The 22,629-nt window shown below is 55.0% G+C and carries 15 protein-coding genes; 14 read left to right on the top strand and 1 reads right to left on the bottom strand.

The window, feature by feature from the left end:
* Positions 1 to 107: 107 nt before the first annotated feature.
* The 3 genes from E8Q41_RS01390 to E8Q41_RS01380 are packed head-to-tail and all read left to right on the top strand — an operon-like array spanning position 108 to position 6,507.
* On the top strand, positions 108 to 2,684 hold the full coding sequence (locus E8Q41_RS01390; RefSeq protein WP_205910349.1) for an ABC-three component system protein: 2,577 nt from the start codon (positions 108 to 110) through the stop codon (positions 2,682 to 2,684).
* On the top strand, positions 2,681 to 3,376 hold the full coding sequence (locus tag E8Q41_RS01385; RefSeq protein WP_137153715.1) for an ABC-three component system middle component 1: 696 nt from the start codon (positions 2,681 to 2,683) through the stop codon (positions 3,374 to 3,376). The genes E8Q41_RS01390 and E8Q41_RS01385 overlap by 4 nt, the downstream gene beginning before the upstream one ends.
* Complete coding sequence (locus tag E8Q41_RS01380; RefSeq protein ID WP_137153714.1) at positions 3,373 to 6,507, top strand: AAA family ATPase; 3,135 nt, start codon at positions 3,373 to 3,375, stop codon at positions 6,505 to 6,507. Before E8Q41_RS01385 ends, E8Q41_RS01380 begins: the two co-directional genes overlap by 4 nt.
* Positions 6,508 to 6,888: 381 nt before the next feature.
* Here the strand turns inward: E8Q41_RS01380 and E8Q41_RS01375 are convergent, their stop codons facing one another.
* The gene (locus E8Q41_RS01375) at positions 6,889 to 7,440 is read right to left on the bottom strand and encodes a recombinase family protein (protein WP_137153713.1); all 552 of its coding nucleotides are present in this window, start codon (positions 7,438 to 7,440) and stop codon (positions 6,889 to 6,891) included.
* A 286-nt stretch (positions 7,441 to 7,726) separates the two neighbouring features.
* Here E8Q41_RS01375 and E8Q41_RS01370 point away from each other — a divergent pair, with 286 nt between their 5' ends.
* The 11 genes from E8Q41_RS01370 (at position 7,727) to E8Q41_RS01320 (ending at position 21,733) form a co-directional block, all read left to right on the top strand.
* Positions 7,727 to 8,995 (top strand): radical SAM protein, encoded by a 1,269-nt coding sequence (locus E8Q41_RS01370; protein WP_137153712.1) that lies wholly within the window; start codon positions 7,727 to 7,729, stop codon positions 8,993 to 8,995.
* Positions 8,992 to 10,554, top strand: coding sequence for a hypothetical protein (locus tag E8Q41_RS01365; protein WP_137153711.1), 1,563 nt, complete (start codon positions 8,992 to 8,994; stop codon positions 10,552 to 10,554). The genes E8Q41_RS01370 and E8Q41_RS01365 overlap by 4 nt, the downstream gene beginning before the upstream one ends.
* Before the next feature lie 14 nt (positions 10,555 to 10,568).
* The gene (locus E8Q41_RS01360) at positions 10,569 to 11,744 is read left to right on the top strand and encodes an aminotransferase class I/II-fold pyridoxal phosphate-dependent enzyme (protein ID WP_137153710.1); all 1,176 of its coding nucleotides are present in this window, start codon (positions 10,569 to 10,571) and stop codon (positions 11,742 to 11,744) included.
* Between the two features lie 70 nt (positions 11,745 to 11,814).
* Entirely contained in the window at positions 11,815 to 12,924 is a 1,110-nt protein-coding gene (locus tag E8Q41_RS01355) for a GNAT family N-acetyltransferase (RefSeq protein ID WP_137153709.1), read from the top strand.
* A gap of 80 nt (positions 12,925 to 13,004) precedes the next feature.
* Positions 13,005 to 13,796 carry a class I SAM-dependent methyltransferase gene (locus tag E8Q41_RS01350; protein WP_137153708.1) on the top strand — a complete coding sequence of 264 codons (792 nt, stop codon included), beginning with the start codon at positions 13,005 to 13,007 and terminating at the stop codon, positions 13,794 to 13,796.
* 11 nt (positions 13,797 to 13,807) lie between these two features.
* Complete coding sequence (locus E8Q41_RS01345) at positions 13,808 to 14,365, top strand: ureidoglycolate lyase (protein ID WP_137153707.1); 558 nt, start codon at positions 13,808 to 13,810, stop codon at positions 14,363 to 14,365.
* 76 nt (positions 14,366 to 14,441) lie between these two features.
* Positions 14,442 to 15,800: an MATE family efflux transporter gene (locus E8Q41_RS01340; protein ID WP_137153706.1), complete on the top strand. Its 1,359-nt coding sequence runs from the start codon at positions 14,442 to 14,444 to the stop codon at positions 15,798 to 15,800.
* Between the two features lie 2 nt (positions 15,801 to 15,802).
* Positions 15,803 to 17,920, top strand: a complete 2,118-nt coding sequence (locus tag E8Q41_RS01335; RefSeq protein ID WP_137153705.1) for an FAD/NAD(P)-binding protein — start codon at positions 15,803 to 15,805, stop codon at positions 17,918 to 17,920.
* Positions 17,917 to 18,843 (top strand): MTAP family purine nucleoside phosphorylase, encoded by a 927-nt coding sequence (locus tag E8Q41_RS01330; protein ID WP_137153704.1) that lies wholly within the window; start codon positions 17,917 to 17,919, stop codon positions 18,841 to 18,843. The genes E8Q41_RS01335 and E8Q41_RS01330 overlap by 4 nt, the downstream gene beginning before the upstream one ends.
* Positions 18,843 to 19,991: an alpha-D-ribose 1-methylphosphonate 5-triphosphate diphosphatase gene (locus E8Q41_RS01325; protein WP_137153703.1), complete on the top strand. Its 1,149-nt coding sequence runs from the start codon at positions 18,843 to 18,845 to the stop codon at positions 19,989 to 19,991. Before E8Q41_RS01330 ends, E8Q41_RS01325 begins: the two co-directional genes overlap by 1 nt.
* A gap of 143 nt (positions 19,992 to 20,134) precedes the next feature.
* On the top strand, positions 20,135 to 21,733 hold the full coding sequence (locus E8Q41_RS01320) for a gamma-glutamyltransferase family protein (RefSeq protein ID WP_137153702.1): 1,599 nt from the start codon (positions 20,135 to 20,137) through the stop codon (positions 21,731 to 21,733).
* The last annotated feature ends 896 nt before the right edge of the window (positions 21,734 to 22,629 follow it).

Genomic DNA, 22,629 nt, shown 5'->3' with positions numbered 1-22,629 from the left:
CAGCTCACTCTATACTTGCGAAGTGCTCCTCTCTTCGCCATAAACTTCCAAAAATGATGGCCGCTCGCGCGGTCGCAGGGGTGGGGAGGAAGTTTTGTCGAACATTTGTGCGGTTGCTCGCGCAGCAGCAAATTTTCCAGTGCGCAAGCGGCAAGTGGAAGTGGGCCCTTCAATTGGCTGATCCGCTGCTGGCTCAAGATATAATTGATGGAGCGGCAGTCCGCGACCGACCGAACCTATTTGTCATTGGCTCCTGCGACCGGCGCATCACATTTTACTCGCAGCAGGTGCGTGCGTTGACGCTCGTCCACGCGCTCAAGGAGCTGGGCTATCTCAACGCGAATCCGCGTATCGCTGTTATCGGCGGTGGCGCTGCTGGCGTGACCGCAGCGGCGGCGGCCGCGCTTGTTTCACATGCCCATGTCGTCCTGTTCGAAACGGCGACGGAGTTGCTGTCACTGCAGTCGACAACCGAACGCCGGCGCCTCGATCCTCACATTTATGACTGGCCGGCGCACGACGCCACCGATCCCATCGCCGATCTTCCGATCCTCGACTGGGAGTCGGGTACATGCCGGTCGGTGCGTGAGGACGTGCTGGTTGGTTTCGAGGACATTTCCATCCGGCTCGGTCAGCGCCTACAACGTCGTACACGGCATCGAGTGAGCGGCCTAGCCGTCGCGCACGATGGTTATGACCTTAGTTTTGTCGATCTGGACGGCCCCACGCCGGCTGTCGGCGATGAGCCGACCGAGCGGTTTAACATGGTGTTGCTTGCGGTAGGCTTCGGCCTTGAACCTCGCGAACCCGTGCAGAACATCCAAAGCGCCAGCTACTGGTCTGATGCTGGTGTGCCGGTGGCAGAATTCGAAGGCAGGCCGACGCCGCGCTTCTTCGTCAGTGGGGCGGGTGACGGGGGCTTGATCGACCTAGTTGCTGCTGGAGCGACGAACTTCGATCATGCCGGGATGATCAGAATGATTGCGCATCATCCCGGCATTGATGAGCTCTCGGCCAAACTTACGGCGATCGACCTACGCGCCCGTGCCGCCGATGCTGCCGGCGACAGGTTCGATTTCATGTCCGCCTATAATGACGAACTACTTGGCCAACTGACAGCGATCGGCCTCGTCGCCGCCGTCGCAAGGCAGTTGCGTCCTGGGGTGCGCTTGACGCTGCAAACGCAACACGCCGAAATGTTCCAGGTATCGACCTCGACGTTAAACCGACTTGCTGCATACCTTACGATCAAAGCCTGTGAAGCAGACGCTCAGCGCAAATTTCGGCACGTCCAATGCGGAGCAGTCGCCAGAGTGGCGGCACCTGTCCCCGCGCCGGCGCCGGCTGCCGATTTCTGGCTCGACTGTGCCGGCGAGATGATCGCGGCCGACGCCGTGATCGTGCGGCGTGGCCCTGGCCGCGAGCTGGTTCTCCAACCGTTTGCCGATCATCTGGTGAGTTATGCGGATACGCACCGGGAATGGCTCGCGCGTCACGGCGATGCGACCCTGGTGCCGAAACTATCTCCGCAAGTGCGCGCGCTCTTTTCGGAGGCAGCGCGCGATGCTCAAATCCCGCTAGCGCCGCGCGTGCAGCGCCAGATGGCGCTGCAATTGCCAATTCCGGTCCAGCTTCGCCGCGACGCCAACCAGATTCGCTGGTCCGGTGCAGTCCCGGCCAATGAGCTCGTCAGAGCTTGGAGCTCTGATCAGGCGTTCGAGATAATCCTGCCCGACAGCCCTCAGCTGTTGGGACCAGCAGCCGTCGCCATCCTTCGCGTCGCCTGCCACAGCCGCACAAGCCGCCTGCACGCGGCACCCGCCCTCTGGTCTCAACATGTCCGCGCACTCAGCGTCGACTCGCTGCACGCCGAGGGCATCGCGATGCCGACGATCGTCGGCGGCAATCCCGGCGGTGCGGCACAGAACCCAGTCACGATCGCGTCGGATTTCCTGGCGCGTCAGATCCATCGTGCGCTTGACAGCTGGCTGCTGGAGCAGCTTAACGCGCATCTCGTCCCATTTTTCGCGAGTAACGCCGATCCAGGGCGAGCGATCGGCCTGACGATTGCGCCTGATCTACGCGCCATAATGGCGGAAACCTGGGCCCACTGGCACGCTGCTTTCTGCGATGATGCCGGACTGCTCAGCCACTTCCTGCGACTGATGATTTGCGCGGTGAACGACGACGACAATCGCGATGCTGGGCAGGTGCTGGTAGGCCCGACTAAGTGGAAAGAGATCGTGCGTGGCACTGCCGTGGCGCTCGCGATCGCCGCTGCGTGGCAGACGACATCACCTAAAAGCGCTGGCCCAGGCAACCTCGTGCGGCTACGCGACGGTGACAGTGACTGGGCTGGCCACGGATGCGCGGCCGATCTGATTAACGGCAGCGACATGTCGCTGTGCGCCGCTACTTACATGTGGCAGACTCAGTTCGTGATTCTGATTGTCAAGACCACGATCGAGGTCGTGCGGAACGCCGAGCGGCCATTCTCCCAGATCGCGGCCGATCAACCGGCACTGAGCGAGACCGATGGATCGGGTCCGCTAATCATGTCTATCAACCGCGAGTTTTCCGAAGCGGTGGCGGCCGGAACCGCCGCGCTGCGCGCTTTGCTGGCGTCGGTCGAGGCCCGACACTTCGAAGAGCTGGACAAAGCGATCATGAAAGGCGCGGCATGACAGATGGATTGACCTTGTCGCCCGGGCTCGCGGATTTCGCGGAGCGCATCCGCTCGGCAGCGCAGGCGCTTGATCTCAAGGTCAAGGATAGGGCCGAACTGGCAAGTGCTACCTTCAATGGCGGCTCCAGCAAATCCACATCAATAAGTCCGACCGACCTTCCGGCCGAAAGCCATGGCGTCCGCATCGACCGGTTCAATGTTGTCCTGGGCGTGCTGCCCGACATAGCCACCCTTGAAGCAGTCCGCGAGACACTGCGCCGGTACCGCAACCAATGCGTAATAGCGCGCTCCTATCTCGGGACCAATGAGACGCTGGACCTGCAGCTGATGTTGCTCGGGCCGCGATCGAGTGAGCGGCAGGACGCTTGGCGCGCGCTGGCATTGATGGTAGAGCGCGATGACCGAGTGGCGCGTAAGCTCGCCTGGCTCCGTCCAGCCGACGAGAAGCGCGACGAGGAGAGTTTTACCGAATTTCTGAAGCGTACGTTTTTGGCGCGACCCTGGGTGCATGCAGAAGGCAAGTTCGAGGATGTGGCGCTCGACGAGCTAAGCAGTGGCAACGCGTCAAGCCAAGGGCTGCCACGCACGCTCGCCGATGAATGGGAGCGAATTGCACTCGACGAGAATAATACCCCGGACGACATCGTCAGCGGCCTGGTGAAGGCCTGGGAACGGAGAGGTCTGGCATGAACGACATCTTCCTGTCTCGGATTTCGATTCAAGATTTCCGCACTTTCGGAGATTTCGAGATCGACATTCCGCCAGCGCCCGGCCTCTTGTTGCTCACCGGAACCAACGGGCTTGGCAAGAGTAGTTTCTTCGATGCTATCGAATGGTGCCTTACGAGCAAGATCCGCCGCTTCGATCCCTACTTAAGGGCAGGAGGCAAGAAGAAACTCGAAGAGAGTGATTATCTCACAAGACGTGGCGCGGAACCTGGCGTGCACCGCGTCTCGCTGACATTTTCCGGAAACGATCCGATAGAGCGCGGCGCCGGAAAGACCACGCCAATAGCAGACATCATCGCCCAACTTGCGCGCCCCGATCGGCGCACGATCAACGACCTTGGCACTTATCTCGCCTTGACCCATTTCCTCGGCCAGGCGGCGCAGCAACGGTTCACAAGCCGTGATCCACACGATCAATGGCAGGCATTGAAGGGTCCGAGCGGGATCGATCGGCTGGAGCGCATTCGCTCAGGTCTTCGCGGACGCCCGACGGTGATGGCCTTTAATCGCCGCATCGAGAACGAGAGGGCTTCCATTGCCGCGATTGAACGCAATATTGCTGATTGGCAAGGATGGATGACCCGGCTAGCGCGCTTGCGTGCCGCAGCGCGTGCGAGCGGTGTCCTCACCGCTGCTGAAGTGTCCGAGCGCATCAAGCGACTTGAGGACAATCTGATGCAACTGACATCGGGTCAGCCGCTCCCGATCACCGGCGAGAATGTGGCGCAGCGTCTAGCGGCTATGGGCGACAGGATCGCCGAGGCGGTGCGTGCGACCGTAGAACGCAAAACGGCGCTGGAAACACTGGCACCTATCGCCGCACAGTTCGCCATCAGCCAAGCCGAGAGCCAGCTCGATGCGCCTGCCTTGGTCCGTCTGCGCAGGGCCGTCAGTGACGCTCAAGCGCATGTCGATCGGGTGTCCCTGCTCGTCGCGCCGGCAAACGACGCTGTAGCGGAACAGCAAGCAGCTATAGCTACAATCGATCAGAATATCGCGATACTGGAAGCCGGCCGAACCGACCTTTCACGAAGCATGCAACTCGCTGACATGATCGCAGCAGATCAAACGGATCGCGCGCAGCTGGTCGGGGCAATCGACGCGCACAAAGCGTTGATTTCAGAAGCAGACCAGGCAATCAAGGCGCATGCCGAGGCAGTCGCTGATCTAGCGCGGCTGCGTAGCGTTGCCGCTTCCGCCAAGGCGCAAGACGAATCGATGCGCGACTATCTCGATCTCATATCGGATGCGGGCATCACCGCCGACGCTCTGGCTAAAGGGCGCGAAGCCGCCGAGCGCGCGGCGGCCGACGTGGCACCAGCGGAGATGCAGCTCGCAGATCTCGATTCCCGTATCGCCGATGCGGAGCTAGAACGCACTGAAGCTGATAGGCACGCCACGGCGATCAGCTCAGCTTTATCGCAGCTCGCAAGCCATCTGCACGAGGACGATACCGATTGTCCTGTGTGTCGCACTCATTTCGAACCAGGTGCTCTGAAAGCTCTCGCCGATGCTGCTGCGGCGGGGAGCGATAGTCGCCTCGCGCAGGCCGACGATATCCTCGAAGGCCTGCGTACATCCCGAGCTGAGTTGGCAGCAAGGATTGCAGCGCTCAGAACGCCAATAGAAGCGGTCGAGAAACTCCAACGTGACGCCGATGCGGCCGAACGAGCGTTCATTGATGCCCGCGGGGCTATTGCTCAGGCGCTCGGTGTGCCTGAAGGCAGCAACTATGTTGCGATTGCCGCGTCACGACGAAGTGACGCTGAAGCAGCGGTCGCGGCCGCTGAAACCAGCCTCGACGCGCTGGCGGCGAGCGCGGCCGTTGCGACCGAGCAGCGCGTGGCGGCAGCTAGCGACCTTGATGGACTAACGAATCGGGTAAGCCAACTCGGCACGCGATTGTCGCAGCTCCAAGCCGAGAATGTCGCTTGCGCCGATCGGCTAGCGGCGCGGAACCTGTCCGATGTGACAATCAGCGAGATCGAGGCCCGCCTAACTACGGAACGTGGACAGGGCGAGGCGGCGCGGGCGCAATTGGTGAGGCTCACTGACGCCGCTGCCGCAGCCGTGGCGGCCGCGCGGCGCGAACAGGCGGTGCTCGATGCCGCTCAGCGGGATCTCGCTGCTGCGGAACTCACCCGTGTAAATGCCGAGCAGTCCGCACTCCAACTGCAACGGCGATGGAGCGACGCCGGCCTGTCAGACAGCCCGAGCCAGGATAGTTATGAGCGTGGACGCGCCGTGATCGATGCAGCCTTGGGCGAGCTGCACTCACTCGCCGAGCGGCAATTAGTGCTAGCGCGGGAGAATGAGGATACACTGCTGCAAGGTGAGATTGACGAAATCATGGCATCGATGCGTGCGGCCGGTGGTGACCAGGGGGCCAGAGATCCCGCTGCCTATCTTGCTACGCTCGAGTCCGCGCTTGCTACCGCTCGGGTCACGCTCAAAGTAACCACCACCGCCCTGGATGCGGTGAAACTCTACTCGGAAGATCTTCAGTCCCAGGCGGATGATTTCTCCAGCCGAGTGCTTGATCCACTCAACACGGTGATCGACGATTTCAACGAAGCGATGCTCAGCACGCCGGGCGAGAGCATCCAGTTCAAGGCCGATACTCGAGTCGATGCGACGAGCTTCGGTATGGCGCTCAGATATCGCGAGCGGGTAGAAAATGCGATAGAGACGAGGAAGGATTTGCCGCCGCAAGTGGTTTTGAGCGAAGGTCAGCTCGCCGCCAATGGCTTCAGCATCCTGTGCGCTGCCAGCACCGCCTATCCGTGGTCGCGCTGGCGAGCGCTCCTGTTGGACGACCCCCTGCAGCACAACGACATTATCCACACTGCCGCGTTTGTCGACGTGATGCGCAACATGGTCGAGCTCAACGGTTATCAGCTAGTCATGTCGAGCCATGATCGCGGCGAAAGCGATTTCATTGCGCGGAAATTCGATGCAGCGGGGCTGCCTTGTTCGACGGTGCTGCTTACGGCACCTTCGGCAAAGGGAGTAGCTTGGGAGAAGCCCGAGCACAACCAGGCTGCCGCGCGCATTTTGCGGCTGGACAGGGAGGCGTCAGCCAACATCGCCTAACGCGGTGAGGGGCACGGCCGACGGCGGTTGCGTGCGGCGTCTTCAGCGACACTACGTCGAGAACCCAATGGACAGGTGGCGACCTGGAGCTAGATCCACGTTCTGGCAGCCGCGACGGAGCTCGGCATTTCGATGACGATCCCCACGCTCCTCGCGATGAAGATCAAGCATAAGCCCGAGTTCTCGGATGAGCTTCAGTTGCTATTCCCTGATTGCGAACACTTTGCGCGTCCTCTCTTCATTGTATCATTACCAGCAGATCGCGGCCTTGCGCGGAGATCAGCGGGATGGATCAAGTCGATCTCACCTGTGCGAGGACGAGTTATTGCAGCTAGCATCGCGGCAATGCCCGAAACGAAGGCGGGAAACTGCCATCTCGCCCTAAGATGATGCTTCCCCAAGAGCCCGATAGACGCTCGCACGACTTATGTTCAGCGTCTTAGCGATTTCTGTCGAGCCCATCCCGTCGGATTTGAGACGGCGGATCTCAGCAACATCAACATGGGGCTTCCTCCCTTTGTAGACACCTCTGCTTTTTGCAGCAGCGATGCCTTCCATCTGTCGTTCTCTACGAAGGTTCGTTTCGAACTCGGCAAATACTCCGAGCATATCAAGGAAAGCTTTGCCGGCCGCTGAGCTGGTGTCGATCGGCTGTTCCGTCGCCTTCAGCGTCACCCCTTTTTGCTTGAGCAGCCGTACGATGTCCTGCAGGTCCCCAACCGACCGCGCCAGTCGATCGACCCGCGTTACGACCAGGCTGTCGCCGTCGCGCATAAATTCCAGAAGCGTGTTAAGCTCTTTCCGATCCTGCTTGGTCGATCCGGATTTTTTTTCCGCCCGGATGACAGTGCAACCGGCCGCTTTAAGAGCCGCCTCTTGAAACGCCAGATCCTGATCGATTGTGCTGACCCGCGCATACCCGTAAATTGCCATAAACGTCTCATTAGGTTCTAGACCTTGAATGGGTATCGTCTCATAACTGCAAAATCAACCCAAATGATACACCTATTTATGTCTCACGGAGATTGTCTCAGAAGATATACCCTAGTCAGGCACGCGATACCCTACGTTCAATACTCTCAACAGCTTCAGGTTGGCCGCGTTTATAAATCAAGGGTTTAACTCGTCACTAAACTGTAATCAGACTGAACTAACATCCTAAGCGAGCATTCCACAGCGAATGACGTGCATTATACCGATTATTTGGAGAGGCACTTTCATGGTAGAGATGTTAAATTTTCTGGAAACACTTAAAAAAAACAATGAATTCGACGAGTTCTCTCACTATAAATTGAATGAAGGGCCAACGGATGAGTATGGCGATCTTCCAGAGACAACACCGACGATCAAGAATATCGGCTGGACGCTAGGGAACGACTGCCCCTATCGATGCACCCATTGCTACAGCATGAATGCTCGCGTGAAGGGTCGCGACATGAGCGTCGAGATGATCGACCGAATAGTTGACCAGCTTGCGATAAACGGCGTCGAGACCGTTAACTTGGGTGGCAATGAACCGCTATTCACTAACGGGCCAAATCCAAAGAACACATTGCTCCCCTACATAATAAACTCTCTTGCAGACCGAGGAATCGAGATCGGACTTACAACAAGCGGGATCACTCTGATCCACCTGCACCGTGACCACTTCGACGCCTTTGAGTTGTTGAACGACGTAGATGTGTCGTTTGATTCTCCTTTCGAAGCCGAGCACAACAAGAATCGAGGCGCTAAGATATTCCATCAAGCTATCCAAAGCTTAGAGATTTGTCGCGCCCACAATAAGCCGCACACTACTATTATGTGCGGGATGAACTGGAATTTTTCGGTCGAACATATCGACGGGCTTGTAGAAATTGCCAGGACATATGATGCAAACGTCAGAATCAATTCTATTAAGCCGACTAAGCCCGAGCACATGGATGTCGCACTGACGCCGCAGATGTTCTACACTGGCTTTAGTCGTTTAATGGAACTATGCGATCCTGTAGATTTGGGCGAGCCCCCGATCGCTGCGATGACCAATTACTCCAATGCCCGGCGCTGTCCCTGCGGACGTACTTCATTCCGAATTCATAGTATCACGCCAGAAGGCGAAATACATGTAAGTCCGTGTGTCTACCTTCACGATTATAAATCTCCTCTTGATCTGCTGAAGTGCGACCTAAGGGACATTATCAATAGTAATCAGTTCAAAGTGTTTAGGCAGCGCAACTCAAATCCGGATCAGGTCGACGGTTGCTCTGGATGTAACCACCTGAAGGAGTGTGGAGGCGGATGTGCAGCTCGCTCCTACCTATACAACCTTCATGAGAACAATTCGCGCAGTATGCTTGCACGAGATCCATATTGCCCGAAAGAATTTGGCCAAGGGTACAATTTTCCGCAGGATCCACAAATAGTCTCAGATCAAAAGCTAGTTCATATGGACTATCTGTGCACCTGGATCGGGCGTCCCCGCAATCAAAATCCCATGAGGGCAGAATGACATCGGTCAAGATGGCTATCGATTTACTTGCTCAGTCCAAGATGCGTGTGTCTATTTGGCCTGGTGCAGATCACGAAATCACTTGGGCCGAACAGCTGGTGATGAGCACTGAACCGTTTCAACGGTTGAGGCGGTTACGCCAAATAGGACTGGCGTACCATGGGCTTCCAATGGCGGAGCATACTAGATTTTCTCACAGTATAGGCACCGTGTATTGGTCCGTGCTGCTGTTAGAGATGTCCACGTCACTCAATCGTCCTAGCCCAAGCGAAGTCGGCAGGACGGATCTGGAGGCTTCACTCGGAGCAGATTTCAGCCTTGAGCTCCTCGTCCGACTGTTTGCACTTCTTCATGACGTTGCGCTGTTGCCTCTGGGGCACACCTTACGTTTCCAGTTCAAGCGAGTACACGGTCCTGACACATTCAGGGTTAGCATGCGACAGTGCCTCGCCGCGGTCTTATCAGGTTGTGAGCAGCAACTGGAACATGACGGGTCAACCGAAAGTACGGTGCTCTACAACGTCCTCCGACGACATATTGCGGTGGTAGAGTGTATCGCTCATGTTCCTAGGATTTTAGGCGGAAGTGTTCCGACAGACCTTTTAGCAGATGTCGGTTCGGAGGTTCTGCAACTACTGCCTGTTCTGACGTTCGTCTACGATCTGGTGCACGGCGTCTATGCGGCAGATATAATCGATGTCTGCTACCGGGACCTGTGGGCGATCGGCCGAGATTGGAAATTTCCATTGACGCTGGCAAAAGCAGGTGCCGCGCTGCCAGTATCTTTCGGAGCTGAAGCCTGGCCCCTTGGACCTGCGCGGGACAATCCGAATAACATTCCTCTAATATACAGATATGGCCTCAAAGCATCAAACGAAGGAGCGTTTGACGCAAGCATACTCACTGACCTCTATCGCGTTCACGAGAGCCGTTATGATGTTGCGGAGAAAGGGTTCTACCATCCGAGGAAATGCGCTGCCGATGCGATGTTGGACAAGTGCCTCCGTACCATAACGGAGCGGCGGGCTGAGGGCTGGGAGAAGCTACTCGACGCGAACGCTTTGCTTGAGCTTGGTGACGACGAATACCTCGACAGAATCCTCAATCACTGTGGCAAGATTGGAGACTTTGAGTTCGTCTCCGGCCTGAAAACAGGCGTTCTATTTGAGCCAGCATGCCGTATCGACCTTGTTCTGCGTGCAGATTTAGAGAGCACCGCAGACGAGTTGTTTGAGAGTCCTTCGCGGCGCACCGGTTTCGAAGAAGAACTGGCAAGAGCGGTCCCTTCGTTGTCCCCAACGGACATTATAGTAAATGTATTACCGAAAAACATGCAAGCAAAATCGGTCGACACGCTAGTAGCCCTTCCGGGTAAATTGCCGACAAGACTAGAAACATTATCTGCTCGGCTTGGTCTTCCAGCGGGAGCGTCTACACTAGCTGAGCAATACAGTCGATTGCGTCGAATAACTATTTTGGTAGCGCATACTCATCGGCATCTTTCTGACCAGCTCGCAAAAGCTGTCGAGGATTTGCTGGAAGTTCGGTCCTCTGATTAACCGGAGCAAGCTTGATGTCGAACCTACCGGAATTATTGGACCAAAGAGCTGCTGCCAGTTCAATTAACTGGGATTACAGAGAGTACTATCGTGACTGGCAGGTAGACGTGGTTGAGAGCATTGCACTCGCTTTGCAGGAACCCGTGATGTCCATTGGGCCTCGCGTCGAGCAGTTCGAGGAAAGTTGCGCGGCTTTCATGGGCGGCTCATACGCAGTCGCTTTTTCATCGTGCACTACCGGTCTGGTCCTTTCGGTTGCCGCAGCAGCCAAAGAGGGCGTGGTGCTCATGCCCTCGCTTTCGTTTGTTGCAACTGTACTTTGTGGGATTTGGAACTCATTACCGGTTGAATTTCTAAAGGTCGACGAAGGTACTCTAAACCTCTCGCCTTCAGCGCTGATTGAAAGGCTGAAGGAGGGGGCGGTCGGGGCTGTCGTGTTCGTGGCAGTTGCTGGCAGTCTTGCCGGCTTAGACGAAATACATGCGATTGCCAATGCGCACGGGATCCCGGTGATTGTCGACGGAGCGGGCTCCCTCGGAAGTACGATCTCAGGCAAGGCAGCGGTCGAATTCTGCGACGTAATCGTCGTGAGCTTCGCCTCGAAGAAAATTTTGCCGATAGGCGAGGGTGGAATGGCTTTCACGCGGCACGCCAACGTCGCGGACGCTTTACGGACGTTACGGCGATACGGCAGCACAGACGGGTACACAGCGGTCAGCAGGGGACTTAATGGGCGGATGAGTGAAGTGCATGCGGCGATCGGGCTTGCGCAGTTGCCTGGGCTCCCTGGCGTATTGAGGCGGCGGCGAGATTTCGTTCGCGAGCTTCGGCAGGCCACTCCGGAGGGGCGGGGTTTTCGATGGCAGCGTACGGGGCAACCAAGCGCCAACTCTTTTACGGACCTAGTGGGTGTCATCGAATTTGGCCGGAACGATGTTGTTGCAGAATTGCGGGGGATGGGGCTGGACGCCTTCCAATACTACGACCCACCTGCACCACTTCATCCCGCCTACAGCGGCAAAGGTTTCTTGCCGCTCGGTCTAGATGAGATGCGCCAAGTTGATGATCTTCCGGGAAAGCTATTTGCCTTCCGCCCCGTCTCCTCCTTTGACGTAAAGCACGTACAGGTAGTTGGATCGGTAATAAATAGGGTGCTGAGGCACCATGACCAGGCGTATCGGCTGTCCTGAGATGATCCGGTCTAGACTTGGCTCATATGCCAGATAACTGGGAGCGGATCAAAAGTGAATCTAGTAGAGGATGAATAAGCAGATGGACGGATACTGGCCCACGGTTTGTTCAGGCGACGAAATTATAAGCATTCCCACGAATATAGGGATCCTTGCCGATGAATTCCTCAGCAGTGTTTATGGTCAAATGGCACGAAAATTCGTGTTCCGGCGCGGTGACGACGTGTTCGCGCATGTTTGTGTAGCCATGCCGATACCCGGTACTCCTTATTTTTTTGCCGATCCTTGGCGCGGTTACTATGATCCATACTTTTCTATCAGCGATCAGAGATTTCTTGTGCAAGCACTCAGTGCATACGGCGAGTGGTGTTGTGACCAGGGCATCATTGGCGAGTTCATGCGCCTCAATCCTGTCGGGAATTTCTTAGACGTTTTAGGGACCGGTGCAGGCTATATTGTAGACTCCGGCCAGTTGGTTTCAATTTTGCCGACCCCCCTCAGTATTGATCAGTACATATCTGCGCTACCTAAAAAGTGCCGATACAGTGTGCGTTCCGCGGCCAGACGGCTACACGTTGCGCGAGTCGCGAAAGAACAGGCGGATGAAATGTACGGCATAGCTCATGCTCATGCAGTTAGTCTGACTCGCTCGCGAGCCCAAACGAAATGGTTCTTGAACATAGACGACTACGCTCGGCTTCTGAGGTTACCCTGCATAGACATTTTTTCCGTCTACGCTCACACGCAGTCAGATGTTGTAGCTATGGCAGTTACTCTCGCATCGGGGGATACGATCCAAGTCCTTATGCTCGGGGCACTTGATAACGCTACTTACGCGGGCGCAAGCGATCTTCTGTATTTTCACATCGTAAGACGCGCGCTCGAACGTCGAAACACGGGGGAGCCCATCGCTTGGATATGTTTTGGAGGGGGGCATGGAACCGGCAGCCGAGATAGCCTCATAAACTTTAAGATGAAGTTCAGTCTCGGCCGCGCCGAACGATGCCGCTATCTCATCCTCAAACACAACCAAAAGGCGATCGATGAACTTTCCTCGTTACACGGTCACGGGACGGCGCCACCAGATCCGTCCTCTCAATTGAAGGCAAGACATTTCCCATTCTTGAACGTGCTCAAGCCAATTGACGCGCGCACCCTCGCTCTTGATCACCTCCATTAGCAGCTAGGACCAGTTGCCATAATCGTGCAGTTCTAAGGCCCATTGGCAGACCAACGAAGTTAAGAAGGACGAGGAAGCTGATGCCGATCCATTCGACAAATTCGTTCCCGAGCGCTCATGCGGGAATTCACTATTCGGAGTTCCTTGAACTGTTAACAGCCTGCAGCCAAGTTCAACGCTTCATTGAGGTGGGGGTCGTCGGCGGACACATCTTCTCAAAGATTCATGCAGATCGTGCCATTGGGATCGGCCCCGATCTTGCCATTTCTGCCGATATCGCAGCCAATAAAAACGAAGTGTACCTTTATCGGATGTCCAGCAATCTATTTTTTGATGAGAAGTATAATGACGCTATTTTAGGCGGAGCTCCCGATTTTGTATTTCTGGATGGATTGCACAATATTGAAGCCCTGATGTTGGATTTCATCAACATAGAGAAGATATCAGAAAGAAGCGCATCCGTCCTAATTCACGATTGCCTCCCTCTGAATCTGGAGATGACTCATCGGGAGCGTGAAACGGCGCTTAGGGCGGGGGCGGCCACTCCGTTCAGAGGCTTCTGGACGGGTGATGTTTGGAAAATCATACCAATACTGCGGGAATATCGCAGCGACCTTCGCCTTGATCTACTAGATTGCCCTCCAACTGGTCTTTTGTGCGTAACAGGAATTAATCCAGAATCTCGGATACTCATTGAGAATTACGACGGGATCATCGAGAGATACAAATATTACCAGCTTTGTCACAACAGTATTTCGGAACTTTATTCTGAAATACTCAGCTCGCGTACGTTTCTGGAAGCCATCGTGCAATCCGGTCGAATTGTCGCTGCTATACCTCATGGCAATCAATCTATCGAAAAGTGTCTATAGTGGAGATTAGCATGAAAATAATACATCTCAATCCTGTGGCGGCGGACACTGAGAATATTCGGCCTTACGGCACCATGATCGACGAGCAGATTGGACCTGAGCGGATGCCGATCCCGTTCTATGATCATGTCGATGAAGGCACTAACATTCCATTTGAATACACCGGTAAGGCGTTGCTTCGAACGGCGCGCATTCATCCTAGTGACAACTCGATCGTTTGGATGGAACGACATGTTCGGATGACCCAGTTCTTCGTAGGTCTTGGCGAGTCCCCCTTCGGGCTGGTTTTGGCTACTCCTTCCGCTACCTCAATGACGACAATCTTTGACATTGAGAGTCTACGTTTCTTCGTATTTCGACCTGGTACCGGGGTTCTTCTACATAAAGGGACATGGCACGATTTTCCTTTGGCGATTGACCGCCCGGTCACCTGCCTGACTGGCAATTCGGATGAAGTTGTGCGTGCACTCGTTTCAGTGGCCACACCACGTGAAATGAATGAGGGTGATGTATTCAAGGTTCATCTGCCGACACGACTTAATCTTACCCTTGTAGCTCAGCCGGCTTAAGTAATTTTCTCGGAAGCATAGGGGTGATCCGGTGTCCAATACGTTTGATTATACTGAAGGCCCGATCAGGAGGTCCATGCTCCGGACGTCTGTACCACCGACGCTTTCGCTCGGTGGGGAGATGTTGGTCGGATTAGTCACTATCCTAGTACTGTCTTTGATGGGCGTCGATCTATTGGCGCTCGTCGGGTACGTAGCCGTCATCAGCAGTTTGGCGTATGGAATTTCATTCGCCGCCGGGGATGCAAGCGCCATCGCCATATCGCGCATTCGTGGTTCTGATTCAGGTGCAGACATAACGAAGACGGTTCATTTGGTTCTCGGTGTTTGTCTTTCTGTGGCAATCCTCTTAGCCGTTTCCATCGTTTTATTGGGCGAGGTCTTAGCTGAAACATTCCGTGTTCCAGAAGGTCTAAAATTGCCCTTTCAAATCATCTTGTTCTACGCCAGTGCGGAGTTCGTCTGTCGGATAGCTTTCCACGTCTATCTGGGGTGCCTGCGAGGGACGGGTGCGATGAAGGCTTATAGTGTTGTCCAACTTGCTCCGGCACTCCTAACCTTAGCCCTTCTCGCCATCGTAATGGTAGGGAATAAGCTTGATGGATCGTCCGTGCCACTAGTAATACTAGCTCACTTGGTTGGTTCGATTTCCGTGGCGAGCCTGTTTGTTGGCACGGGGATTGCGCGTTACTATGTCCAGAAGTTGGCGGATGTTGCGGTGGGAGTGCCTGAAGACGGAATTGCTCCAGCTCCGTCCGAAATTGTCCGACTTTTTTTGTCGCTTTTAACGACCGCCCTCTTCACACCGCTTGTGACTGCCACTTTTGGGCTCCTCATGGCACGCGCAGGTGAAAGCGCGGTAGCTGCCTTCGCGGTTATCAACCGCATTCAGCCAATCTTTATGCTCTTCGGCATCAGCCTCTGCGGGGTAGCCGCGGTCTTTTACGGTCAGAACGTCGGCGCCTGGAGGCTTGATCGGGTGCGCAAGGGCTACGCCGCCGCGGTGCAGCTGTTGTTCACCCTTCAATTTCCAGTCTGGATAGCAGCACTGCTGCTTGCGTGCATCGCACTGCCAAACACAGATCCGGATTTTCGGTCTCAAATTCAGGCTTACCTTCTCATCATCCCAATGAGCATCCCAATGCTTAGCATGTGCACTATGTCGGTGCGGCTGCTCAATATTTTCCAACAAAATGCGTTGGCTCTGGGGCTTTCTATCATTCGATGTTTTGCCGTTACAATTCCGGCTATGATTTTCGGCTTCAACTTGGCCGGAGCTCCCGGGGTAATAGCTGGCTTAGCCTTAGGGCACGTTTTGAGTGGCCTGATTTGCTTTTCGGTTAGCGGACATGTCGTCGAACTCCGCCAACGGGTTTATCGGGAATCTGCACCCCAAGCGCCCCTTAGTAATGGATCGACCGCCCACGGAGCCTGATCATGACGGAGCTTCCTGTTGCGCAGCTGGTGATAGTCGGAGGGGGCCCTACCTGCACCTACGCTCTGGAGCGCCTTGCCGCAAACCTATGCTGTCAATCGCTGGAGCGGTCACTTCATGTCACCATCATCGAACGGAGTGGAACCTTTGGAAGTGGCTGGATTCATGATCCCGGTCAGGCGCGCACCAACATGCTCAATAGACTGGCAGGTAAGATCGGCTTCGGCGCCGATAGAACCAATGTCGGGATATCCAAGCTGCTCCCACCGGACGAGAGATGGGATTTCATGACCTGGTGGAATAGGCTGGAGCATGAGGGGAGCGAAGCAGTTGTAAGCGGGGCATCCTATCCCCCACGCTATATTCATGGACGAGCTCTTTTCGAAACGTTCATGCACCGCATAGCGCGCTTGCGAAAACACGAGAAAGTCTTCGTTGATCTGTTGACCCGCGAGGTGATTGATTTGATCCCTGGCGTGTCTGGGGTCGAGATCGTGTTGGATGGCGATGGCGCGCCGAAAATCACAGCCGATTGTGTATTACTTGCTACGGGACATTCGCGCAATCTTTTGTCGGACTCAGATCCTCTGACTGGATTTCCTCATCTGCCGACTTCGGCTCGAACGAAGTTTTACGACAATCCTTTTCCGGTTGAGCGGGTGTTTTCAGAAACAGCTGTGCCACCTGGTTGTCGACTGGGGTTGCGAGGGTTAGGGCTATCGGCTATCGACGCCATCTTGCACGTGACAGAAGGTCGAGGCGGGAAGTTCGTAAGTGGAGAGAGAACTGCGGAAGATGGCGATCTCCTTACGTATCAGCATTCTGGTCGTGAACCTCAACGAATTTTCGCGGTAAGCCGCAGCGGCCTCCCACTCCTTTGCAGATCGAATACCACGGCTGACCGAAAGCGGCATACCGGGTGCTTTTTTACTGCCTCAGCGCTCCAGACCTTACGCTGCAGTCGTGCTCGAGAGAATGGGCAACTCGACTTCGAGGCAGAAATACTGCCGCTAATCAAGCTCGAAATGGCGATCGTTTACTACCTGACAATATTGGGTCCGGACAGCATGCCGTGTTTGTTAGCAAGTATGGCTTGCACAGTTGATACGTTTCTGCTGTCATCCAAGTCTTCGCCCGAGACGGATCCTTGGCTCGCCTTTGAAGCAGTTCTTGATGGAATTGTTCCTACCTTACTCTCGGATTCAAGTCGCCTGCTGCCAAGCGCTACTGAACGCTTCTCTCAGTATGGGCGTTTCGATCCCCGAAAGATCTTGGCTCCCCTTGCGCCGCTGCAAGAGACTGGTGTCGGTAGTTGGCAGTCATGGCTGCTGACAGTACTGCGGCAGGACGTCCGTTACGCTCTCGAGGGCAGCATCTCAAATCCTTACAAAGCTGCCTGCGATTGTGTGCTGCGAGACCTTCGCCCGGTCTTGAAGTCCGCCCTGGATCGCGGAGGTTTAACAGCTGCGTCACACCGAGAGTATGCCAGCCATTATCACCGACAACTCTGCCGAGCCTTTAACGGTCCGGGAGTCGAGCAGATGGCTAAGTTTGTGGCGCTGATAGCCTCCGGAATCGTAGACGTGTCAATTGGTCCAGAGCCAAGCTTTGATATGAACGAATCCACCGGTAGCCTCTTGATACAGGGGCGAACGACAGGCCAGAAAGCGGAGGTGGATGTACTCGTAGACGCCAACGTTCATCCATTCGATATCAGAAGAGACCGGAGTTCGCTTTATCAAGCTGTCCGCCAGCGTGGCGTTGTGAGGCCATGGCGAAACACTTCGGGTGATGGCAATGATGAGTTCGTTCCAGGTGCTCTTGATCTTGACCACAATTTTCATCCGATCGGCGCTGATAATACACCGGAAAATCGAATAACCGTAGTTGGGGTGCCAGCAGACGGATTAGTGTATTTCACTCTGTCTTTAGTTGAGCCCAACTGTAACGATCCACTGATCAACCTGCTGGACCACTGGGCGCAAGATGTCGTGTGTCTTGTAAACGGACAGCGAAACGAACATGCGTCTGCCCCACATCAACCACCGCTCTGTCCTGACTTCGAGCAACAGAGCCAGACCGAATCCCATGTCAACACAACAGATGGATTTCACAAATGATGATTGGAAATATTCAAGAGTGTTATTATGTGCATCCTGACAACATCAAGACGGTCCGAGAACAGCTAAACCTGCGCGTGGCTGTGGTTGCGCGGCCGGACTGGTTTTTGAAGGAGTCTGGGGCTCGCCAGCTGATAGTGGAAACTCCCCGTGGGATCCACAATCGCATTTTCCTCGCAGAATACGGTGGAATACCGTTCGTAGTCGCTTACGGTCGCTTCAATCGTGTGCGTGGTACGTCTGCTGATATTGATTACGAGCTCACTCAGGAAGTGTTTTCCTTTCTTGGCATTGAGACAATCGTCGGCACGTTCGTATGCGGCGCGGTCGGCATTAATGACAAGTCTGACACTGTATATATCCCTGACAGCTTCATTGGTTTTGGAAATTACAATCAAACTCGTAATCGCAAGATAGGCTTCCGGAACCCAGATATGTCCGTGCCGTTTTGCCCGATCCTGCGCGACAGACTGGTTCACGCCGCAGAGAAGGCTCCGTTCGAGGTGAAAACAAATGGTGTTTACGCATCATTTCATGGTTACCCCCGCATCCCCACCGCAGCTGAGTATGATTTTTTTGAGCGCAATGGCTGCCAGATGGTTGGCCAAAGCATGGATGGCGAAGCAACGCTTGCTAAGGAAGCGGGTTGTCACTACGCCGCAGTGACTGTCACGATCGAAGATCGGGCGATGAGGGCAAGAATGATGGTCGACGATCGCGGCCAGAATGATGAAGTCCACCGGATTACGCGAGAAGGCAGAAAGAAGACATTCAATTTATTCCTAGATGTACTATCGGAAATAAATGAATTGAGCAATGATCGTTGCAACTGCAGGGAGCAAGGAGAGCGTGTCCGGACTCCCAGCAAAGATTTTTATTACCGGCCGGGTTACCTCCGAGTGGACCAGAAGGTCTCCACCTAATGCAGGACCTTAGTGCTGGATCCGTTTCGAACTCCGCTATATTGACTCCAGGCAAGCTGCTTTATGGCTCGATGCGGTGGAGTGAGGGTATCATTGAGTCTATCGTTGGCGAGGAACTCTCGTGTCTTGAAAGCACTTCAGTCGACATCATCGTGCCCGGTGTTGTCGATCTTCACTGCTCTGCTCTCGAACGATACCTCGCCCCTCGCCCTGGTGCGGGTATCCCCATTGCTGCTGCGTTCGCACAATACGATGCTGCCGTTGCTGCCGCGGGCATAACCACTTGTTGCACGGCACTACGGCTCGATCGCATACCGGGGTGCACGCCGGGGCAGATCCTAGTGCAGCAAGCGCTAGGCGCGATTAGACAATCCACAGAGGCTCAGGCGACTCGCTCCAGGCACTTTATTCATCTTCGGTGTGAATTGACCGACGATGGCGTCATAGAAGATTGTCGGCAAATATGCAGCGCATATGGCGACTTGGTCAAAGTGATTTCCGCGACTGATCACTCGGCCGGCCGCAGGCAGTTCAAGTCAATAGCGGCGTGGGAAAATGCCTATCTCAGCGTTGTCGACGGCGACCGGAAGCGGCTAGACACCCTACGTGCCTCTCGAGAAGAAGGCTCAACCTTAGGATTTAGGGCAAGAAGTAGTGAGCTTGCTTCGATCGCAGGCGATTTAGGCATCACCTTTGCAACGCACGATGATGATGATGAGTCTCACGTGTTGGAGGCAGCAAATTTGGGAGCGAGTATGTGCGAATTTCCGACCTCAATAGAGGCGGCCGAAGCCGCCAATAGACACGGTCTTGCCGTGTTGTCTGGCACTCCGAATCTGCTGCGTGGCAAATCTCACACGGGCAATGTATCCACTCGGCAGGTAATTGAGGCAGGTCTAGTCAGTATTTTGGCCTCAGACTATCTTCCGGGTGCGACAATCCCTGCGATCTTCCTCTATGCTGGAGCGGCGGCCCTCGCTTTGGCTAAAAGTTTCAATTTCGTCGGTTCTTCTCCGGCGGCCTTGTTGGGGTTCGCAGATCGAGGAGCGTTGAGCGTGGGTAGCTTGGCAGACTTTGTGAGAGTGCGTCAAACTCCTGACGGAGCTGTTCCAGTCGAGACATGGCGTGCTGGCGTTAGAATAGCGTAACTTGTTGCAGTAGCTATTCCGGCGTTTGCGGTAGTCTGAGCTGAGGGCCAAGTCCGCGACTAAGCTCCGCTCTTTGTATAGTCCTACGCATAACGAAACGGCAGCCTTTGAAATGTGTCAGTATACAGGCGGTATTTTTGCACATGGACAACCTGACCGAACCCCGCTCATGTCAAGTGGTATGCCAAAATGCGATGGCGGCAACATCCCATCCGGCTTCGACGATAGCAGCTCTGGACATCCTTCGCGCGGGCGGTAATGCTGTAGATGCCGCAGTGGGTGTCTGCGCCGTTCAGGGAGTTGTTGAGGCAGGCTCGACTGGGATCGGGGGAGACTGTTTCGCGCTACTGGCTAAAGGTGGCTCGGACCAAATCATTGGATACAATGGCTCTGGTCGCACTCCGGCCAGCGCCCAACTAAACTGGTATCTTAAACAGGGCATTGAGAGTATCGGACGTCAGTCTCCCCATTCGGTGACCGTTCCTGGTGCAGTGGAAGCTTGGGCGAGACTAGTAGCAGACCATGGCCGCATGGGATTGCACAATGTTCTGGCGCCAGCAATCAGGTATGCGCGGGACGGCTATGCGCTCACGCCCTGTACCGCGAAGGATTTGTCGCGGCAATGCCACCTGCTACGACAGAACCCAACTGCAAGATCTACGTTCTTGGTTGAGGGTGAAGCCCCTATCTCCGGCGCGATTCAACGTCAGCCTCTCCTGGCCGAGACGTTGGAAGCGATCGCACGCGAGGGCTCAGAGGTTTTCTATCGCGGAGACATTGCCAAGGATGTCGTGGGCTACCTTCGAGACAATGGAGGCTTGCACACACGTGAAGACTTTGCCCTAGCGCGTGGACAATATGTCAATCCAATAAAAAGAAGTTATCGCCAGCACACAGTAGTGGAATGCGGCCCGAATGGGCAAGGCATTGCTGCTCTCTTGATTCTCGCAGTACTGGAACGCTTCCGTATCGCCGGGAACCCTTTGTCATTATCTAATGTACACCGCGAGATTGAGGCCACTCGTGTAGCGTACCTCGTCCGCGACAAATTTCTAGGAGATCCGGACTATTCGAAGATACCAATAAATCAGATTCTTTCTGCGCGTTTCATCGATGAAATGGTTTCAAAGATCGATCTTGAGCGCATCTCGCCGCCGTGCGAGGGCCCGAACCTCGTCGGCGTCGAGCATATGGATACTGTATGTATCTCTGTGGTAGACAAGGATCGAAATGCCGTCAGTTTGATAAACTCGATATTTCATACGTATGGCAGCGGTATGATGAGCCCACGGTGTGGCGTTCTATTGCACAATAGGGCGCAGAGCTTTGTGCTTGAGCGGAGTCATCCTAACGCTCTGGGACCAGCCAAGCGACCTCTGCATACGATCATTCCAGGCATGTTGACGCAAAACGGTCGGGTCGTCATGCCGTTTGGCGTAGTTGGCGGTCACTATCAGGCTATGGGTCATGCCCACCTGCTGTCGAAGGTGTTGGATTATGGTATGGACTTGCAGTCAGCGATCAACTTACCCCGCGTATTCCCTGTGGCAGGGACTAATGTGGTCGAGGTGGAGGAGGACCTCCTCACTGTCCTTGGCGAAGGGCTTGAGGGGAGGGGGTTCGTAGTGAGGACCTCTGATGGACCAATTGGCGGCGCTCAAGCGATTTGGATCGACTGGGGAAGCGGTAACCTTCTCGGTGGCTCCGACCGCCGCAAGGATGGCTGCGCACTTGGCTACTGAAGTTAAAGGATGAGGCGTTGGACATTACTCCTGCAGCTTAGTGGTCCCAGGTTTCACTGCAGGCCTTCACGCCGGCAACGATCCACGACTGTCGCGTCCAGACGCTTCGTCATAGACGAGCCCGGGCTCTACCGCTAAGAAATTCAACCGGAGAAAGAAGATGTCTCGCTTGAAGAAGAAGTCGTTGCGTCTCGGATCTGAGTGGATCGGACGACGTGTTCTGACAATTATCGATCGACCTATTGGTAGCTATCATCCCCGTTTCCAACACCTCAGATACCCGTTAAACTATGGATACATCCCCGGAACTCTATCTGGGGACGGCGAGGCAGTGGACGTGTACGTTATCGGAGAAGACAGAGTTTTCAGCAAATTATACGTGTGCGTCCTAGCTATCATTCACAGAGAAGATGACGATGAAGATAAGTTGGTCGCCGCTAGAACGATGAAAATGGTGAATCCTGAGTATATTATGAGTATGGTTCGGTTTGTGGAGCAATATTTTACGGTTTCTATTGAGACTGCTCATGGATGCGCGCGATTTAAAAATGGCTTCCAGGCAGTGGCAATCGACACTAACCAAGGTCAACAAGAAATAAATTAGCCGTAACTTTAAGTTGATTTGCGACCAACTTGGTGAAGTCGCTTTTTCCCCCGTTAGAGTCCACGAGGACGAGTGACATTCGGTGATTGCCGCAGATCTCAATCGGACCCCTCTAAAAACGTAAGCGGCAAGCTGAGGCAGTTCAGCCCGCGTAATTCCACGGCATGAGTGCCTCAAGATCGCTGCTCGGCCAGCCTGTGTGCGTATTTCGTAAGCGCCGTTTTGACCCCACCTTCCGGATCAGCGTGCGATTGTTGATGTTGTGGCCGAACGAGGCTCCGACATATGACGA

Source organism: Rhizobium sp. FKL33 (assembly GCF_005222915.1).
Lineage (GTDB): Bacteria > Pseudomonadota > Alphaproteobacteria > Rhizobiales > Rhizobiaceae > Rhizobium_E.
Note: the sequence above shows the minus strand (reverse complement) of the source record. Positions and strands in the feature narration are given on the sequence as shown.

Bases quoted from the DNA above. Each gene is read 5' to 3' on its own strand.
- E8Q41_RS01325 (WP_137153703.1), top strand. From the start codon at position 18,843: ATGCAGGACCTTAGTGCTGGATCCGTTTCGAACTCCGCTATATTGACT.
- E8Q41_RS01375 (WP_137153713.1), bottom strand. From the start codon at position 7,440: ATGGCAATTTACGGGTATGCGCGGGTCAGCACAATCGATCAGGATCTG.
- E8Q41_RS01380 (WP_137153714.1), top strand. From the start codon at position 3,373: ATGAACGACATCTTCCTGTCTCGGATTTCGATTCAAGATTTCCGCACT.
- E8Q41_RS01370 (WP_137153712.1), top strand. From the start codon at position 7,727: ATGGTAGAGATGTTAAATTTTCTGGAAACACTTAAAAAAAACAATGAA.
- E8Q41_RS01385 (WP_137153715.1), top strand. From the start codon at position 2,681: ATGACAGATGGATTGACCTTGTCGCCCGGGCTCGCGGATTTCGCGGAG.
- E8Q41_RS01335 (WP_137153705.1), top strand. From the start codon at position 15,803: ATGACGGAGCTTCCTGTTGCGCAGCTGGTGATAGTCGGAGGGGGCCCT.
- E8Q41_RS01320 (WP_137153702.1), top strand. From the start codon at position 20,135: ATGGACAACCTGACCGAACCCCGCTCATGTCAAGTGGTATGCCAAAAT.
- E8Q41_RS01360 (WP_137153710.1), top strand. From the start codon at position 10,569: ATGTCGAACCTACCGGAATTATTGGACCAAAGAGCTGCTGCCAGTTCA.
- E8Q41_RS01330 (WP_137153704.1), top strand. From the start codon at position 17,917: ATGATGATTGGAAATATTCAAGAGTGTTATTATGTGCATCCTGACAAC.
- E8Q41_RS01340 (WP_137153706.1), top strand. From the start codon at position 14,442: ATGCTCCGGACGTCTGTACCACCGACGCTTTCGCTCGGTGGGGAGATG.
- E8Q41_RS01355 (WP_137153709.1), top strand. From the start codon at position 11,815: ATGAATAAGCAGATGGACGGATACTGGCCCACGGTTTGTTCAGGCGAC.
- E8Q41_RS01365 (WP_137153711.1), top strand. From the start codon at position 8,992: ATGACATCGGTCAAGATGGCTATCGATTTACTTGCTCAGTCCAAGATG.
- E8Q41_RS01350 (WP_137153708.1), top strand. From the start codon at position 13,005: ATGCCGATCCATTCGACAAATTCGTTCCCGAGCGCTCATGCGGGAATT.
- E8Q41_RS01345 (WP_137153707.1), top strand. From the start codon at position 13,808: ATGAAAATAATACATCTCAATCCTGTGGCGGCGGACACTGAGAATATT.